Genomic DNA, 16469 nt, shown 5'->3' on the forward strand with positions numbered 1-16469 from the left:
ACGCCTTACCCGGCCTACGGGTTACTGAGCGGGCTTTTCAGTCGGCTCCAGCTGGAACACCACATCAACCTGATCGTCGAACTGAATGGTTGGCTGCTCATAGGTTTCCTGAGCAGAAACCGGCGCGGCGTCCGCCTTCATCATCCGAACCATCGGGCTTGGCTGGTAGTTTGAAACGTGGTAGCGCACGCTGTAAACCGGACCGAGCTTGGTCTTGAAGCCGGATGCCAGCTGCTGCGCCTGATGAATGGCATCATCAATCGCCGCTTTACGCGCTTCGTCTTTATATTTCTCCGGTTGCGCAACGCCCAGCGAGACGGAACGAATTTCGTTCAGCCCAGCCTTCAGCGCACCATCCAGCAATCCGTTGAGCTTATCAAGCTGGCGTACAGTCACTTCCACAGTACGCACGGCGCGATAGCCTTTCAGGATGCTTTTGCCGTTCTGGTAGTCGTAATCCGGTTGGGTACGCAGGTTCGCAGAGCTGATGTCTTTTTTCGCGACACCGTTCTGTTCCAGGAAAGAGAGGTATTGCGCAACACGATCGTCTGCCTGTTTCTTGGCGGAAGCAGCATCTTTCGCCGCCACGTTCACTTCAATTGCCAGGGTTGCAACATCCGGTACCGCATCCACGCTTGCCGTGCCTGAAGTGACAATGTGCGGGCCGTTTGGCAGTTCATTCGCCTGCACCGACACCGCACCTAAACTTACTAATGCCGCCAGGGCCATCACCTTAAACTTCACTGTCATTCCTCCATGTTGCGAAGAGTGCCCCATCAACAGGGCTCATGCCAGCAAGCTTAGCGGGTCTTGTTCAGATGTCCATAAGACAACGCTTAGTTGAACAATCCCTGTACGTGATGAATGCCCTCTTTCGCCAGCTGGAAGGCAATAAACCACATCACCAGCCCAACCAGGGTATTGATAGTGCGCTGCGCTTTAGCGGTGCGAAGACGTGGCGCCAGCCATGCCGCCAGGATCGCAAGACCAAAGAACCAGAGGAAGGAGGCGCTGACCGTACCGAGCGCAAACCAGCGCTTGGGCTCAACGTCCAGCTGTCCACCCAGGCTGCCGAGCACCACAAAGGTATCAAGGTAGACGTGCGGGTTAAGCCACGTCACGGCGAGCATGGTGACGATAATCTTCCAGCGCCCCTGCTTCATCACTTCGGCGCTCGCCAGCTCAAGATTGCTGCTCATGGCCGTTTTCAGGGCGCCAAACCCGTACCACAGCAGAAACGCTACGCCGCCCCAGGTAACCAGCGCCAGCAGCCACGGCGACTGCATCAGCAAGGCGCTGCCGCCAAAAATCCCGGCGCAAATCAGTAGCAAATCGCTCACCGCGCACAGCAGGGCAATCATCAGATGATACTGGCGGCGAATGCCCTGGTTCATCACAAACGCATTTTGTGGTCCTAGCGGAAGGATCATGGCCGCGCCTAACGCAAGCCCCTGAAAATAATAAGATAACATGACGTAATTCTCGCAGAGTTGTCCTGGAGGCAGACTATACTGCGGGAACGACATTAGAGGAAATTGATAATATTAATTGGGGATTAGCCGGGCTAATAAAAGAAAAGCCCGGTGTCGCTGACGCTTACCGGGCCTACGTTAAAGCAAATTATTCGGCTGCTTTCTCACGTTTGAGATTTACGTCCATCTGCGGATAAGGGAAGCTGATGCCGTTGGCATCGAAATCACGCTTAATGCGCTCCAGCACGTCCCAGTAAACGTTTTGCAGATCGCCGCTTTTACTCCAGATGCGCACCACAAAATTAATGGATGACGCGCCCAACTCGTTCAGGCGAACGGTCATTTCGCGATCTTTAAGAATGCGGTCATCTGATTCGATGATATCGGTAATCAGCTTTTTCACCAACTCAGTATCTGAATCATAGCCAACCCCGATAATGAGTTCATTACGGCGAACCGGCTCACGAGAGAAGTTAGTAATGTTGCCATCAATCACTTTCTTGTTTGGCACAATGACGATTTTGCCGTCTGCCGAACGCAGCGTGGTAGAAAAAATCTGCACGTTCAGCACGGTGCCCGCAGTGCCACCGAGATCAACATACTCTCCGGCACGGAAAGGACGGAACGTCACTAACAGTACGCCAGCTGCAAGGTTAGCCAGCGAGCCCTGAAGAGCGAGACCTACGGCCAGACCAGCGGCACCAAGTACGGCAATGACCGAAGCGGTCTGTACACCGACCCGCCCCATTGCCGCAATAAGGGTAAACGCAATAATCCCGTAACGCACCAGCGCAGAAAGGAAATCAGCAACGGTTGCATCGATATGACGGGATAGCATTACGCGATTAACGCCCCGGGAAACCGTGCGGGCAACGATCATCCCCACAATAATAATGGCGATTGCCGCCGCAATATTCACAGCGTAACTAATCAGGAGCGCCTGGTTGCGCACCAGCCAGGAGCCAGCGTTATTGATGCTATCTACAACACCGAGATCTTCCATTTATCTTTCCTTATGCTCATAAAAACCACAAAATCTATCCCACACGGAGACAGGCAGGTCAGTAAAGGGTAAACAAAAAGCCATGATATTGCCAAACAGATCACAAAAACAGAGGCATCAGGCTATTGAAAAGGCATAAAAAAAGGCCCGCATATGCGGACCTTCTTGACGCTATGAACAGCTCAAATTACAGAACGTCAACCGCGTTCAGTTCTTTGAATGCCTGCTCCAGACGAGTAATCATAGAAGTCTGGGCAGCGCGCAGCCATACGCGTGGATCGTAGTATTTCTTGTTCGGCTGGTCTTCGCCTTTCGGGTTGCCCAGCTGACCTTGCAGGTAAGCTTCGTTGGTTTTGTAGTATTGCAGGATACCGTCCCAGGTTGCCCACTGGGTGTCGGTATCGATGTTCATTTTCACTACGCCGTAGCTTACGGAGTCTTTGATTTCCTGAGCAGAAGAACCGGAACCGCCGTGGAAGACGAAGTTCAGGCTGTTGTGCGGCAGGTTGTGTTTCTTAGACACGTATTCCTGAGAATCACGCAGGATGGTCGGGGTCAGAACCACGTTACCTGGTTTGTATACGCCGTGTACGTTACCGAAGGACGCTGCGATGGTGAAGCGTGGGCTGATTTTGCTCAGCTCGGTGTAAGCGTAATCAACGTCTTCTGGCTGAGTGTACAGAGCAGAAGCGTCCATGTGGCTGTTGTCCACACCGTCTTCTTCACCGCCGGTGCAACCCAGTTCGATTTCCAGGGTCATGCCCATTTTGGACATACGCGCCAGGTACTTAGAGCAGATCTCGATGTTTTCTTCCAGAGACTCTTCGGACAGGTCGATCATGTGAGAAGAGAACAGTGGCTTACCGGTTGCTGCGAAGTGTTTTTCACCTGCGTCCAGCAGACCGTCGATCCATGGCAGCAGTTTCTTCGCGCAGTGGTCAGTGTGCAGGATAACCGGAACACCGTAGTGCTCAGCCATCTGGTGAACGTGATGTGCGCCAGAGATAGCACCCAGGATAGCAGCGCCCTGAGGGATGTCAGTTTTCACGCCTTTACCTGCGATGAACGCAGCGCCGCCGTTAGAGAACTGAACGATAACCGGTGCTTTAACTTTAGCAGCAGTTTCCAGTACGGCGTTGATGGAGTCGGTACCTACGCAGTTAACTGCTGGCAGAGCGAAGTTGTTTTCTTTAGCTACCTGGAACACTTTCTGTACGTCATCACCAGTGATAACGCCAGGTTTTACGAAATCAAAAATTTTAGACATGTTGCTTAGTCCTGTATCTTCGGCCGTTAGAAAAGGTGCGAGCTCTGATAAGCGCGCTGAAAATTGGGCAGGTTTCCCTGCCCCTGAATGGCTTACTTCTTAGCGCGCTCTTCGAGCATTGCTACTGCTGGCAGGACTTTACCTTCCACGAATTCGAGGAATGCGCCGCCACCAGTGGAGATGTAGGAGATCTTGTCAGCGATACCGAACAGATCGATAGCTGCCAGGGTGTCACCACCGCCTGCGATAGAGAACGCTTCGCTGTCTGCGATAGCGTTAGCCACGATCTCAGTCCCTTTGCGGAAGTTCGGGAATTCGAACACGCCGACAGGACCGTTCCACAGGATAGTTTTTGCGTTTTTCAGGATTTCAGCCAGTTTCTGTGCAGAAACGTCGCCCAGATCCAGAATCTGCTCTTCATCTTTGATGTCGTTAACAGATTTCAGGGTTGCGGTAGCGGTTTCGGAGAACTCAGTTGCCACGCGAACATCAGTTGGAACCGGGATATCACAGGTGCCCAGCAGACGTTTGGCTTCGTCAACCAGATCCGCTTCGTACAGGGATTTACCTACGTTGTGGCCTTGCGCAGCAACGAAGGTGTTCGCGATACCACCGCCAACGATCAGCTGGTCAGCGATTTTGGACAGGGAATCCAGTACGGTCAGTTTGGTAGACACTTTAGAACCACCAACGATAGCGACCATTGGACGAGCAGGTTCTTTCAGTGCTTTACCCAGCGCTTCCAGTTCGTCAGCCAGCAGCGGACCTGCACAGGCGACATCTGCGAATTTACCGATACCGTGGGTAGATGCCTGCGCACGGTGAGCCGTACCGAATGCATCCATCACGAATACGTCGCACAGCGCAGCGTATTTTTTGGACAGGGTTTCGTCGTCTTTCTTTTCGCCTTTGTTGAAGCGAACGTTTTCCAGAACAACCAGCTCACCTTCGGCAACTTCCACGCCGTCCAGGTAATCTTTCACCAGGCGAACCGGGCTGGACAGTTTGTCTTTCAGGTAATTAACAACCGGCAGCAGAGAGAACTCTTCGTTGTACTCGCCTTCAGTTGGACGGCCCAGGTGGGAGGTGACCATCACTTTAGCGCCCTGCTTCAGAGCCAGTTCAATGGTTGGCAGAGATGCACGGATACGCGCGTCGCTGGTCACTTTGCCATCTTTAACCGGTACGTTCAGATCGGCACGGATGAAAACGCGTTTACCTGCCAGATCCAGATCGGTCATCTTAATTACAGACATGGTGAATCCTCTCGTTGATTCTTAAAGTTTTGCAAGCGCAAGGTGCGCTCTACCTGAAACCTTTTGCGGCCATGGCTAACGTGGTGTCGAGCATTCGGTTAGCAAAGCCCCATTCGTTATCACACCAGACCAGCGTCTTGATAAGGTGCGCACCACTGACTCGCGTCTGCGTGCCATCCACGATGGCGCTGTGCGGGTCGTGGTTAAAATCTACTGAGACCAACGGTAATTCCGTATAGTCAACTATACCATGAAATGCTCCCTGTGCCGCTTTTTGCAGCAACAGGTTGACTTCACAGGCTTTTACCGGTTTTTTCACCGTCACGCTAAGATCGATTGCGGTGACGTTTATCGTCGGCACGCGCACGGCAATCGCTTCGAAACGGTCGTTAAACTGCGGGAAAATACGGGTGATCCCGGCAGCCAGTTTCGTATCCACCGGAATGATGGACTGGCTCGCCGCGCGAGTGCGCCGTAAATCCGGATGGTAGGCGTCGATGACCTGCTGATCGTGCATGGCGGAGTGAATCGTGGTCACGGTACCGGATTCAATGCCATACGCATCGTCTAACAGTTTAATGACCGGAATAATGCAGTTGGTGGTGCAGGAGGCGTTGGAGACAATGCGGTGTTCAGCTTGCAGCTCGTGCTGGTTGACGCCAAACACGACGGTGGCGTCGAGGTCGTTACTGCCGGGATGGGAGAACAGCACTTTTTTCGCGCCAGCATTCAGATGCGCTTCGCCATGTTCACGGTTACCGTACACGCCGGTACAGTCCAGCACCACATCCACACCCAGTTCGCGCCAGGGCAGCCCTTCAATACTGTTCTCATGCAGCACGCGGATGGCATCGTCACCGACGAACAGCTGTTCCCTTTCCTGGCGAACGTCCCAGGCAAAGCGACCGTGGCTGGTGTCATATTTCAACAAATGCGCCATGCCCGCAGCATCCGCCAGTTCATTGATTGCCACCACGGTGATTTCCGCACGACGCCCGGATTCATATAAAGCACGAACCACGTTGCGTCCGATGCGACCGAAGCCATTAATCGCTACGCGTACGGTCATAGATCTCCTGCAAAGCTATCCCTGAGTTTGAGGTGGCTGAAAGAGTAATCCAGCGACGCCCGAAGGGGAATCCTTGCTGTCACAAACTGCGATTGATTGGTCAATTGTCGAACATTTAATCGACTGAAACGCTTCAGCAAGAATAAGCGAATCGGGGAATAAAAGGAATCTCTGTCCAGATGAATAAGCGAGCTATATGACTTGCATCACATTTTCGGTGGAATAATTTACAGAGCAGTTACATGTCTGAGGAATCGTGCATACAAAAAAGCCGGGTGGCGCTAACGCTTACCGGGCCTACATTTTATGCCATTTGTAGGCCCGGTAAGCGTTAGCGCCACCGGGCAAAACGGCAATTACAGCAGTTCTTTCGCCTTAGCGACAACGTTCTCAACGGTGAAGCCAAACTCTTCAAACAGCTGTTCAGCCGGCGCGGACTCACCGAACGTGGTCATACCGACGATAGCGCCGTTCAGGCCCACGTATTTGAACCAGTAGTCAGCGATACCCGCCTCCACCGCCACGCGAGCGGAGACCGCTTTAGGCAGTACGGATTCGCGGTACGCGGCATTCTGCTTGTCGAACGCATCGGTAGACGGCATGGAGACCACACGCGCTTTCACGCCTTCAGCAGTCAGTTTTTCCCATGCGGCAACGGCCAGTTCAACTTCAGAACCGGTCGCGATGAAGATCAGCTCAGGCTGGCCTGCGCAATCTTTCAGCACGTAACCACCGCGCGCGATGTTTGCCAGCTGCTCTGGGGTACGCTCCTGCTGCGCCAGGTTCTGACGGGAGAGGATCAGTGCGGTCGGGCCATCATGACGCTCAACGCCGTATTTCCACGCCACCGCAGATTCAACCTGGTCACATGGACGCCATGTGCTCATGTTCGGGGTCACGCGCAGAGAAGCCACCTGCTCTACTGGCTGGTGGGTAGGACCGTCTTCGCCCAGACCGATGGAGTCGTGGGTGTAGACCATCACCTGACGCTGTTTCATCAGCGCAGCCATACGCACGGCGTTACGTGCATATTCCACAAACATCAGGAAGGTAGAGGTGTACGGCAGGAAGCCACCGTGCAGAGCGATACCGTTGGCAATCGCGGTCATCCCGAATTCACGTACACCGTAATGGATGTAGTTACCGGCAGTATCTTCGTTGATTGGCTTAGATCCGGACCACAGGGTCAGGTTTGATGGCGCCAGGTCAGCGGAGCCGCCGAGGAATTCTGGAAGCAGAGGGCCAAACGCTTCGATCGCATTCTGAGATGCTTTACGGCTGGCGATCTTGGCTGGGTTCGCCTGCAACTTCGCGATGAACTCGTTCGTTTTCGCGTCGAAGTCAGACGGCATGTCGCCTTTCATACGACGGGTGAATTCAGCAGCTTCCTGAGGGAAGGCTTTCGCGTATGCCGCGAACTTCTCGTTCCAGGCCGCTTCTTTCGCCTGGCCCACTTCTTTCGCATCCCACTGAGCGTAAATTTCAGACGGGATTTCGAAGGCAGGGTGTTTCCAGCCAAGCGCTTCACGGGTCAGTGCAATTTCCGCGTCGCCCAGCGGTGCGCCGTGGGAGTCGTGCGTACCCGCTTTGTTCGGCGAACCGAAGCCGATGATGGTTTTGCACATCAGCAGAGACGGTTTGTCCGTCACAGCGCGCGCTTCTTCTACTGCACGTTTAATCGAGTCAGCATCGTGGCCATCAACGCCGCGCACAACGTGCCAGCCGTAGGCTTCGAAACGTGCGGCGGTGTCGTCAGTGAACCAGCCTTCAACATGACCGTCGATGGAGATGCCGTTGTCGTCGTAGAACGCAACCAGTTTACCCAGCTTCAGGGTGCCTGCCAGGGAGCACACTTCGTGAGAAATGCCCTCCATCATGCAGCCGTCGCCCAGGAAGGCGTAGGTGAAGTGGTCAACGATGTCGTGGCCAGGACGGTTAAACTGCGCCGCCAGGGTCTTCTCTGCAATCGCCATACCTACGGCGTTAGCGATGCCCTGACCCAGCGGACCGGTAGTGGTTTCAACGCCAGCGGTGTAGCCCACTTCCGGATGACCTGGAGTTTTGGAGTGCAGCTGACGGAAGTTTTTCAGCTCTTCGATTGGCAGATCGTAGCCAGTGAGGTGCAGCAGGCTGTAGATCAGCATAGAGCCGTGGCCGTTAGACAGCACGAAACGGTCGCGGTCTGCCCATGCCGGGTTCTGCGGGTTGTGGTTAAGGAAATCACGCCACAGGACTTCGGCGATGTCAGCCATGCCCATAGGGGCGCCCGGGTGGCCGGATTTGGCTTTCTGTACTGCGTCCATGCTCAGCGCACGAATAGCATTAGCAAGCTCTTTACGTGAGGACATTTTAACTCCAGATCGGACTGTTAAAGGCCATGCCCTTGACGACAGCGCGTTTTGGGCTACGCCGGAAAAAAGTGCCAACAATGTAACCCAAGCCGCAGGGCATGTACATGGACCATTCTTTTGCAGCTTAAGAAATCTCTGGATCATGCTCGCATGTTGCGCAATCTGCTCGCCCGCCTCTGTCGATATTCCTTATACTTAGCCCGACACCGGCTTCGTTGACGGTGCATTTTTCGGAATTAATTCAGATTAACGAGTACGGAAGCAACATCATGAAAATGCGTGCAATCGGGCTGGCTGTGGGAACAACGCTCCTGCTAAGCGGCTGTCAGAATATGGATTCTAACGGCCTGATGACCTCAGGCGCAGAAGCTTTTCAGGCCTACTCATTGAGCGATGCGCAGGTGAAAGCGTTGAGCGACGAGGCCTGTAAGGATATGGATGGAAAAGCTACGCTTGCCCCGGCAAACAGCACCTACACGCAGCGTCTGAACAAGATTGCTTCCGCGCTGGGCGACAACATTAACGGTCAGCCGGTGAACTACAAGGTGTATATGGCGAAAGACGTCAACGCCTTTGCGATGGCGAACGGCTGTATTCGCGTTTACAGCGGCCTGATGGACATGATGACCGACAACGAAGTGGAAGCGGTGATCGGCCATGAAATGGGTCACGTTGCACTGGGTCACGTGAAGAAAGGGATGCAGGTTGCGCTGGGCACCAATGCCGTGCGTGCAGCGGCGGCCTCTGCGGGCGGCATCGTCGGCAGCCTGTCCCAGTCGCAGCTGGGCGACGTGGGCGAAAAACTGGTGAACTCGCAGTTCTCCCAGCGTCAGGAGTCGGAAGCGGATGACTACTCTTACGATCTGTTGCGCAAACGCGGCATCAATCCATCGGGTTTAGCTACCAGCTTCGAAAAACTGGCGAAACTGGAGGAGGGCCGTCAAAGCTCCATGTTTGACGATCACCCGGCTTCGGAAGAGCGTGCACAGCATATTCGCGACCGTATGGCGGCAGACGGAATTAAATAATTTCAGAAGGAGGCAGTTTTGCCTCCTTTTTATTTCGCATGAATTGTTAACTTAAAAGCACGTATCGATAACCCCCCTGAAAGCCCCGCCAAATCTACCCTGCCACTCTGAAATGTCTGGTCACATAATTATTGCAAAGGTTACTTTTTCCGGTAATTATCTCTTCCGCAGTTATTCAAATTAATATATCCAGACAGAGACGTTCCCTCCGTGAAAAAAGAATTATCATTAATTGCTTTAAGTTTATTTGCCGCATTACCTGCCGCCGCAAGCCAGCAATCCGACAGCAAGGGTTTTATTGACGACAGCCATCTGGATCTGTTTTTACGCAATGCGTATATCAGCCGCGACTACCATCAGGGCCAGCAGGACAAAGCCGAATGGGGTCAGGGGATCATCGCCACGTTTGCATCCGGCTATACCGAAGGGCTGGTGGGCTTCGGCGTGGACGGTATCGCGCAGTATGGCGTGCGTCTGGACGGTGGCCGCGGCAAGAGCGGCGCGGACGGCATCGACTTCTTTAAGCAGGAAGACGACGGCCGGGCAAAATCCGATCTGGCAAAGTTTGGCGCAACCGCCAAAATGCGCATCTCCAATACCGTACTGAGCTACGGGAATCAGCGCCCTGAGCTGCCCATCGTGAATGCCGACAGCTCCCGCCTGCTGTTTGAAAGCTACACCGGCACCATGCTGACCTCGAAAGAGATCGACGGTCTGGAAGTCAACGCCGGTTACTTCACCGACGAGCAGCGTAAAAGCGATGACCGCCACGACAGCGGACTGAAGAGCCTCTCCTTCGGCGGTGCGAGCTATCAGTTTAACGACCAGTTCAGCGGCGCGCTGTACGCCTCTCATAACGAAGAGGTGATGAACAAGCAGTACCTGGGCATGAACTTCAAACAGCCGTTCAGTACCGGGCAGCAGCTGGTGCTCGACTTCAACGGCTATAACTCCCGTCTCGACCAGCATTACGCGGACAGCCTCAACACGGGCCGCAGCAACACCATCTGGAGCCTGGCAGCGAGCTATATCTGGGACATTCACACGTTCAAAGTGGCGTACCAGCAGAGCAGCGGCAGTACCGGCTACAACTACGGCGGCTATCGCGACAAAGGCGGAGTGGGTGACGGCGGTAACACCATCTGGCTGGCGAACTCCTACTGGTCTGATTTCAACGGCGAAGATGAACGTTCCTGGCAGGCATCCTACGGTCTGGACTTTGGCGGCCTTGGTTTACCGGGCCTGAGCTGGACCACCGCCTACGTGCGCGGCGATAACATCAAAACCTCTGAAACCAGCAATGGCAAAGAGCACGAGTGGTTTAACCAGATCCAGTACCAGGTGCAGGATGGCCCGGCGAAAGATCTGAAGCTGAAGCTGCGCTACTCCGTACTGCGCGTCTCCAGCAACGCCAGCGAGTACAACGTGGGCGGGGACGAGATCCGCGCTTACGTGGAATACCCGTTTAACGTGTTCTGATGAAAAAAGCCGGGTGGCGGCTTCGCCTTACCCGGCCTACCGTTTTCTCCCTGTGGAAGAGGGTTAGGATGAGGGGAAACAGCTAGTAAAGCGTCTTCTGCGGCGGCCCCGCAAACTTAAGGGCGCCAATCTGCCCCATCCGCACTTCCACTACCGACGGCCCCGGCATCGCCAGCGCCTCCGTCATCACCGCATCAAAATCCTCTGCCCGCTCAACGCTCCACGCCTGAAGGCCAATCGCCTGCGCCAGCAGGGTAAAGTCCGGCGTATGCAGTTCGTTATAGTACTGACGCCCGCCGAAATACTTATCCTGAATACCGCGCATCACGCCGTAACCGCCGTCGTTCATGATCAGCAGCGTCACGTTGGCTTTCTCCTGCGCCAGCGTCGCCAGCTCGCCTAAATTGAGGCTCAGGCCGCCGTCGCCCACCAGCCCCACCACCTTGCGCTGCGGGTTGGCAATCGCGGTGCCGATGGCCATCGGCAGCCCCATACCAATCGCCCCGGCGAGGGAGTGAATGTTCATCATCGGACCGTTAGCCCTGAACAGGCGGCTACCCCACAGGCTGCCGGACACGGTGATATCGCGCACCAGCAGGCCGTCTGTCGGCAGGGCTTTTGCTATGGCGTCGTTAAGCTTCGCATAGGCGCCGCACTGCTCGCGCAGCCCCTGTTCGGCTTGCCCGACCGCCTGCTGCACCTGCATATCCCACTGGGGACTGCCCCACTCGCGGCCCTGTACTTTTGCAGCCAGCGCGCCAAGCACCGCTGAACAATCGGCTATCAACGTGCTATCCATCAGGTAGTTACGGCTTGCCGCCGCCGGGTCGATATCGATCTGCACCCGCGGGGAAGGCAGCTCAAGCGTCCAGGATCGGGTTTCGTTGCTGCGCAGGCGAGAACCGGCCACCAGCGTAAAATCACACTGCGCAATCAGCGCCTCAACCGACGGCGAGTTGTGGAACGCGCGAAGGCTGGCGCGGTGACTGTCCGGCAGCACGCCGCGCGCATGGGTGCTGGAAATCACGGTGATTCCCGCATCCGCCAGCGTTTTCACCGCCTCAGCGCTGCCCAGCGCCCCGCCCCCCAGCCACAGCAGCGGCTGTTTCGCCTGTTTGAGCTGCGCCCACAGCGCGTCAACCATTCCGGTATCCACGGCTGGAACCGATGCCGGTTTAACCGGTTTAGTCACCAGCGATAGCGGAATCTTGGCGCCCTGAATATCAATCGGTATTTCCACCGAGACCGGTCCGCATGGCGGGGTCTGCGCGTCCTGGATGGCTTTATGCAGAATGGCTATCGCCTGATTCGCATTGCTGATGCGGTACGCCCGTTTTGAGCTGGCCTTCAGGAAGGTCAGCTGGTCGCGGGTTTCATGGATAAACCCGGTGTCGGCATCCAGCCAGGTTTTCTCAACCTGCCCGGTTAAATGCAGCAGCGGCGTGCAGGCATTCATGGCTTCCACCAGCGCGCCTACCGCATTACCCGCCCCCGCGCCGGTGCTGGTCAGCGCCACGCCGAGGCCGGAAAAGCGCCCGTGGGCATCGGCCATAGTGACGGAACCGGCTTCACCGCGCGCGGGCACAAAGCGGATATTGCCCCGCTGCCCAACCGCATCCGCGATCGGCAGGTTGTGAATGGAGATGACGCCGTAGATGGCCTCAACCTGATACTGCTCCAGCGTTCTGGCGATGGCGTCGCCGACGTTTATCATTTCGCTCATTGCTCACCCTTTCTCAGTCGCACCAGTGGTTGACGCTGTTACCCGTCGCCAGATAAATGCTCTTTTGTTGCATCCAGGCTTTCAGCCCCTGGATACCCTTCTCGCGGCCCAGACCGCTCTCTTTAAAGCCCCCGAACGGGGTCGAAATCGCAAAGACTTTGTAGGTGTTGATCCACACCGTGCCTGCCTCCAGCTGCTCGCTGAGACGCAGGGCGCGACCGGTATCACGCGTCCAGATCCCCGCCGCCAGGCCGTAAACCGAGTCGTTCGCCTCGCGGATAAGCGTGGCTTCATCGGCAAACGGCATCGCCACCAGCACCGGGCCGAAGATCTCTTCCTGACAGGCGCGGGCGCTGTTGCTCAACCCTTCAATAATCGTGGGCTGGAAAAAGCTGCCGTTTGCCAGAGCGGGATCGGCGGGTATCTCACCGCCGCACAGCACCCGCCCCCCTTCACGCTTCGCCAGTTCGACGTACTGGATCACGCTCTGGCGATGTTTTTCGCCGATCAGCGGCCCGACATGCACGCCGTCGGTAAACGGGTGTCCGACGCGCAGCCCGCGAGTTAATTCCAGCAGCCTCGACATCAGCGGGGCGTAAATACTCTCGTGGATAAACAGCCGCGACCCGGCGATACACGCCTGCCCCGCCGAGCTGAAAATGCCGTAGCAGATCCCGCGCGCGGCCTGTTCGATATCGGCATCCTCCAGCACGATGGTCGGCGATTTGCCGCCCAGCTCCAGCGAGGCCGGGATCAGTTTTTCCGCCGCCACGTGCGCCAGATGACGGCCCGTGGTGGTTCCGCCGGTAAAGGAAATTTTGCGCACGCGAGGATGACGCGCCAGCGCATCGCCAATCACCGAGCCTTTGCCCGGCAGCACGCTCAGCAGCCCGGCGGGCAGCCCGGCCTGTTCAAAAATCCGCGCCAGCTCCAGCGCCATCAGCGGCGTGGCTTCGGCGGGCTTGAGGATCACCGCGTTCCCGGCGGCAATCGCCGGTGCGACCTTCTGCATTTCGCTGGCAATCGGCGAGTTCCACGGCGTGATGGCCGCCACCACGCCGAGCGGCTCGTAGCGGCTCAGCGTTAGCAGATCCGGCTGGCGCGGCGTCGGCAGTTCCCCTTCCAGCAGCTCGCAGGCGGCGGCAAAGTAGCGCGCCGTTCCCGCCGCGCTCATCACCAGCCCGCGCGCTTCCGCCAGCGGCTTGCCGTTATCACGGCTCTGCATCTGCGCCAGCGCGTCGACGCGGGATTCAATGAGATCGGCAACCTTATGCAGGATCTTCGCGCGCATGTGCGGCAGGCTGTTACGCCATGCGGGATCGCGCCAGGCGCGCTCTCCGGCGTCTACCGCCGCTTCCAGGTCATCCAGACTGGCGGCATTCAGCGTCGCGTTGATCGACCCGTCTGCCGGAAAGTGGCTCTGCATCGGGTTGCCGCCGCCGTGTCGCCACTGGCCGCCGATAAAAATCTTCAGATCGTCCATCGTCTCTCCTCAGCTCAGGGCCAGCTCGCGGCAGGCGCGCACCGCGCTCAGTGCCGCCAGGGTGGAGGTTTTAGGATTAGAAGCCAGCGGCAGTCCGCTCAGCTCCAGATGAAACTCGCCGAACATTCCTTCCACGTGGAGCGTGTGGGTATTGCGTTTCGTTGCCGGGTCAACCATCAGCTGCACGCGGGTGTCGTCCATCCCGACGCCGCCGAGCGCCACGGTCGCCGCCACGTTGGCGTTCGCCGGGAACAGCCGCGCCGCCTCGCGGGCGCTGCCTTCAAAAAAGACCTTTGCCTCTGACACCGCATTCAGATCGATAAGCTGCTCGGCATAGCTGCCGCGCCAGCTGGCCGGGCTTTTGCGCGACTGATAGGTGACGCGCTCAAGCCCGCCCTCTTTCGCCGCCGCCAGCCCGTCGATACCGGCCACCGCACCGGAAAGCAGGGTCAGTTTTCCGCCCGCGGCGTGCAGACGCTGCTCCAGCGCGCTGTCCGCCAGCGCGCCGGTGGAAATGACGGCCAGATGCCAGCCGCGACGCAGGATCTCTTCCCCGTACTGGGCCACCGCCTGCTGGCTGGCGCATTCCAGCACCAGATCGGGCGTTTGCGCGCACGCCATCGGCGACGTCAGCGCCTCGACCGCATTGCCAAACTGGTCGTGAATGGCGGCATGGTGAGACGCGCGCGCCACGATCCAGCCGATAGCCACGCCGGCGGGCAGGCGCTCAATCACCGCCTGCGCCATGGCGCCAAAACCAATCAACATTACCTTTTTCATGATGTGTCCTTACAGATGACGGCAGAAGCCGCCGGAAACGTCCAGCGCCGCGCCGGTGGTAAACGAGGCCAGCGGCGAGGCGAGGAACAGCAGCGCCTGCGCGGGCTCCTGTGGCTTGCCGAGGCGCGCCATTGGAATGCCGCGCTTGCGCGCGATATCCGCCGTCCACTCCGGCCAGCTCTGGCTTTTGTCCGCCCGGTTTTCATAGCGGCGCTGCCACTGGCCGGATTCCACCATGCCGAGCAGAATGGAATTGACGCGAATACCTTTGCCCACCAGCTCTTTCGACAACGTCAGCGTCATGTTCAGCAGCGCGGCACGAGCGGCGGAGGTGGCGATCATGTGCTCCTCCGGCTGTAGCGCCAGCAGGGAGTTGACGCAGGTAACAGAGGCGATGTCGGACTGCTCCAGCAGAGGCTGAAACGCCTGCACCGGGTTAATCACCCCGAACAGTTTGAGTTCGGCTTCGTGCAGCCACGCCTCGCGCGGGGTGTCATGGAAGTGCGCCACGTAGCCCTGCCCGGCGTTGTTGATTAGCATATCCGCCGCGCCAAAACGCGCCTGCACCGCATCCGCGAAGGCCTGAACTTCGTCGGCGTTCAGCACGTCGCAGCGGTAAGCAAAAATCTCCCCGTGAGGAAATTCGTTTTGCAGCGTCGCATGGGCGCTGGCGAGCCGGTCCGGGTCACGGCCGCAGAAGGCGACTTTCGCCCCTTCACCCAGCAGCAGGCGCAGCGTTTCAAAGCCAATGCCGGAAGAACCACCGGTAACGACCGCTACGCGCCCGTCAATTTGTGCATTCATCGCGCACCTCTTCGTTAATGCGTAAAAGCTGTTGGTTGAAAAACGCGTCGTTATCGAGATAGCTGGCGTGCCCGGCCTGCGGAATGGCGATAAACGGCATGCCGTAGCGCAGCGCCAGACCCTGAACCAGTTCCGGCTGGGTGATGGCATCCTGCTCGCCGCACCAGACTTCAAACGTGCCGGAGTAGCGTTTAAGCCAGCCGTGAATGTCGTCATGTGCCAGCATCCATGCGGCAGCGAGGTAGCCTTCCGGGCGCAGCGCCCGCATGCCCGCCGCGACGGTGGCGATATCTTCCGCGCGCGCGCCGGGGCGCAGCAGCTTCGCGGCGCGGGTCTGGGCGAGGATGTCGCCCCCCAGCGCCATCTGCTGCTCGCGGTTGCGCCAGACCTGCTCCCGCTGCTCCGGCGCGGCATTGCCGTACCCCTGCGCGGCGTCGGCCAGCACCAGATGAATGACGCGATCCGGGAACTTTGCCGCAAAGGCGCTGGCCACCAGCGCCCCCAGGGAATGGCCGACCAGCACTGCCTGCCAGACACCGGCGCGATCCAGCATGGCCGCCAGCGCGTCGGCGTAATCCCCCGCGTTTGCCCGCGCTACGGCCAGCATCGGGCTTTCGCCGTAACCGGGCATGTCCCACGCCAGCACGCGAAAACCGTTCTGCGCCATCTGCTTGTGCCAGGAAGCGGCGCCGGAGCTGATCCCGTGCAGCAGCATCAGCGGAATGCCGCTTCCCTGTTCACGAAAACCCGTCAT

At 57.5% G+C, this 16469-nt stretch carries 14 protein-coding genes; 2 read left to right on the forward strand and 12 right to left on the reverse strand.

Annotated features, from left to right (window positions below; genetic code table 11):
• Positions 1-21: 21 nt before the first annotated feature.
• From FZF21_RS17980 to tkt, 7 genes are all read right to left on the reverse strand, one after another.
• Positions 22-744 carry an oxidative stress defense protein gene (locus tag FZF21_RS17980; RefSeq protein WP_017382904.1) on the reverse strand — a complete coding sequence of 241 codons (723 nt, stop codon included), beginning with the start codon at positions 742-744 and terminating at the stop codon, positions 22-24.
• Between the two features lie 92 nt (positions 745-836).
• Complete coding sequence (gene argO, locus FZF21_RS17985; protein WP_015571807.1) at positions 837-1472, reverse strand: arginine exporter ArgO; 636 nt, start codon at positions 1470-1472, stop codon at positions 837-839.
• A 148-nt stretch (positions 1473-1620) separates the two neighbouring features.
• Entirely contained in the window at positions 1621-2475 is an 855-nt protein-coding gene (gene mscS / locus FZF21_RS17990) for a small-conductance mechanosensitive channel MscS (protein WP_015571808.1), read from the reverse strand.
• 187 nt (positions 2476-2662) lie between these two features.
• Positions 2663-3742, reverse strand: a complete 1080-nt coding sequence (gene fbaA / locus FZF21_RS17995; protein WP_003860079.1) for a class II fructose-bisphosphate aldolase — start codon at positions 3740-3742, stop codon at positions 2663-2665.
• Positions 3743-3834: 92 nt separating this feature from the next.
• Positions 3835-4998 carry a phosphoglycerate kinase gene (gene pgk / locus FZF21_RS18000; protein WP_003860077.1) on the reverse strand — a complete coding sequence of 388 codons (1164 nt, stop codon included), beginning with the start codon at positions 4996-4998 and terminating at the stop codon, positions 3835-3837.
• Between the two features lie 49 nt (positions 4999-5047).
• Positions 5048-6067 (reverse strand): erythrose-4-phosphate dehydrogenase, encoded by a 1020-nt coding sequence (gene epd / locus FZF21_RS18005; protein ID WP_015571810.1) that lies wholly within the window; start codon positions 6065-6067, stop codon positions 5048-5050.
• Between the two features lie 356 nt (positions 6068-6423).
• Complete coding sequence (tkt, locus tag FZF21_RS18010) at positions 6424-8415, reverse strand: transketolase (protein WP_047738317.1); 1992 nt, start codon at positions 8413-8415, stop codon at positions 6424-6426.
• Positions 8416-8687: 272 nt separating this feature from the next.
• Between tkt and FZF21_RS18015 the strand changes: the two genes are divergently transcribed.
• Together FZF21_RS18015 and FZF21_RS18020 are read left to right on the forward strand one after the other, a co-directional pair.
• On the forward strand, positions 8688-9446 hold the full coding sequence (locus tag FZF21_RS18015) for a M48 family metallopeptidase (protein WP_017382909.1): 759 nt from the start codon (positions 8688-8690) through the stop codon (positions 9444-9446).
• Positions 9447-9656: 210 nt separating this feature from the next.
• Positions 9657-10925 carry an OprD family porin gene (locus FZF21_RS18020; RefSeq protein ID WP_047726790.1) on the forward strand — a complete coding sequence of 423 codons (1269 nt, stop codon included), beginning with the start codon at positions 9657-9659 and terminating at the stop codon, positions 10923-10925.
• Between the two features lie 82 nt (positions 10926-11007).
• On the opposite strand, the gene FZF21_RS18025 is transcribed toward FZF21_RS18020, so the two are convergent.
• From FZF21_RS18025 to FZF21_RS18045, 5 genes are read right to left on the reverse strand one after another with little or no spacing between them, the layout of a single operon-like run.
• A complete protein-coding gene (locus tag FZF21_RS18025; RefSeq protein ID WP_149121187.1) occupies positions 11008-12648 on the reverse strand; it encodes a thiamine pyrophosphate-binding protein in 1641 nt (546 codons plus the stop codon).
• A gap of 13 nt (positions 12649-12661) precedes the next feature.
• Entirely contained in the window at positions 12662-14131 is a 1470-nt protein-coding gene (locus FZF21_RS18030) for an aldehyde dehydrogenase (protein ID WP_149121186.1), read from the reverse strand.
• A gap of 9 nt (positions 14132-14140) precedes the next feature.
• On the reverse strand, positions 14141-14911 hold the full coding sequence (locus FZF21_RS18035) for an aspartate dehydrogenase (RefSeq protein WP_149121185.1): 771 nt from the start codon (positions 14909-14911) through the stop codon (positions 14141-14143).
• Positions 14912-14920: 9 nt separating this feature from the next.
• A complete protein-coding gene (locus FZF21_RS18040) occupies positions 14921-15715 on the reverse strand; it encodes an SDR family oxidoreductase (RefSeq protein WP_032654958.1) in 795 nt (264 codons plus the stop codon).
• Positions 15699-16469, reverse strand: coding sequence for an alpha/beta hydrolase (locus tag FZF21_RS18045; RefSeq protein ID WP_047729428.1), 771 nt, complete (start codon positions 16467-16469; stop codon positions 15699-15701). Before FZF21_RS18045 ends, FZF21_RS18040 begins: the two co-directional genes overlap by 17 nt.

Origin of the sequence: Enterobacter sp. LU1 (genome assembly GCF_008271405.2) — a bacterium.
GTDB classification, from domain to species: domain Bacteria; phylum Pseudomonadota; class Gammaproteobacteria; order Enterobacterales; family Enterobacteriaceae; genus Enterobacter; species Enterobacter hormaechei_C.

What these genes read in the sequence shown, in the direction of transcription:
- pgk (WP_003860077.1), bottom strand. Translation starts at nt 4,998, where the DNA reads ATGTCTGTAATTAAGATGACCGATCTGGATCTGGCAGGTAAACGCGTT.
- argO (WP_015571807.1), bottom strand. Translation starts at nt 1,472, where the DNA reads ATGTTATCTTATTATTTTCAGGGGCTTGCGTTAGGCGCGGCCATGATC.
- FZF21_RS18035 (WP_149121185.1), bottom strand. Translation starts at nt 14,911, where the DNA reads ATGAAAAAGGTAATGTTGATTGGTTTTGGCGCCATGGCGCAGGCGGTG.
- FZF21_RS18015 (WP_017382909.1), top strand. Translation starts at nt 8,688, where the DNA reads ATGAAAATGCGTGCAATCGGGCTGGCTGTGGGAACAACGCTCCTGCTA.
- FZF21_RS18045 (WP_047729428.1), bottom strand. Translation starts at nt 16,469, where the DNA reads ATGACGGGTTTTCGTGAACAGGGAAGCGGCATTCCGCTGATGCTGCTG.
- mscS (WP_015571808.1), bottom strand. Translation starts at nt 2,475, where the DNA reads ATGGAAGATCTCGGTGTTGTAGATAGCATCAATAACGCTGGCTCCTGG.
- tkt (WP_047738317.1), bottom strand. Translation starts at nt 8,415, where the DNA reads ATGTCCTCACGTAAAGAGCTTGCTAATGCTATTCGTGCGCTGAGCATG.
- FZF21_RS18040 (WP_032654958.1), bottom strand. Translation starts at nt 15,715, where the DNA reads ATGAATGCACAAATTGACGGGCGCGTAGCGGTCGTTACCGGTGGTTCT.
- epd (WP_015571810.1), bottom strand. Translation starts at nt 6,067, where the DNA reads ATGACCGTACGCGTAGCGATTAATGGCTTCGGTCGCATCGGACGCAAC.
- FZF21_RS18025 (WP_149121187.1), bottom strand. Translation starts at nt 12,648, where the DNA reads ATGAGCGAAATGATAAACGTCGGCGACGCCATCGCCAGAACGCTGGAG.
- fbaA (WP_003860079.1), bottom strand. Translation starts at nt 3,742, where the DNA reads ATGTCTAAAATTTTTGATTTCGTAAAACCTGGCGTTATCACTGGTGAT.
- FZF21_RS18030 (WP_149121186.1), bottom strand. Translation starts at nt 14,131, where the DNA reads ATGGACGATCTGAAGATTTTTATCGGCGGCCAGTGGCGACACGGCGGC.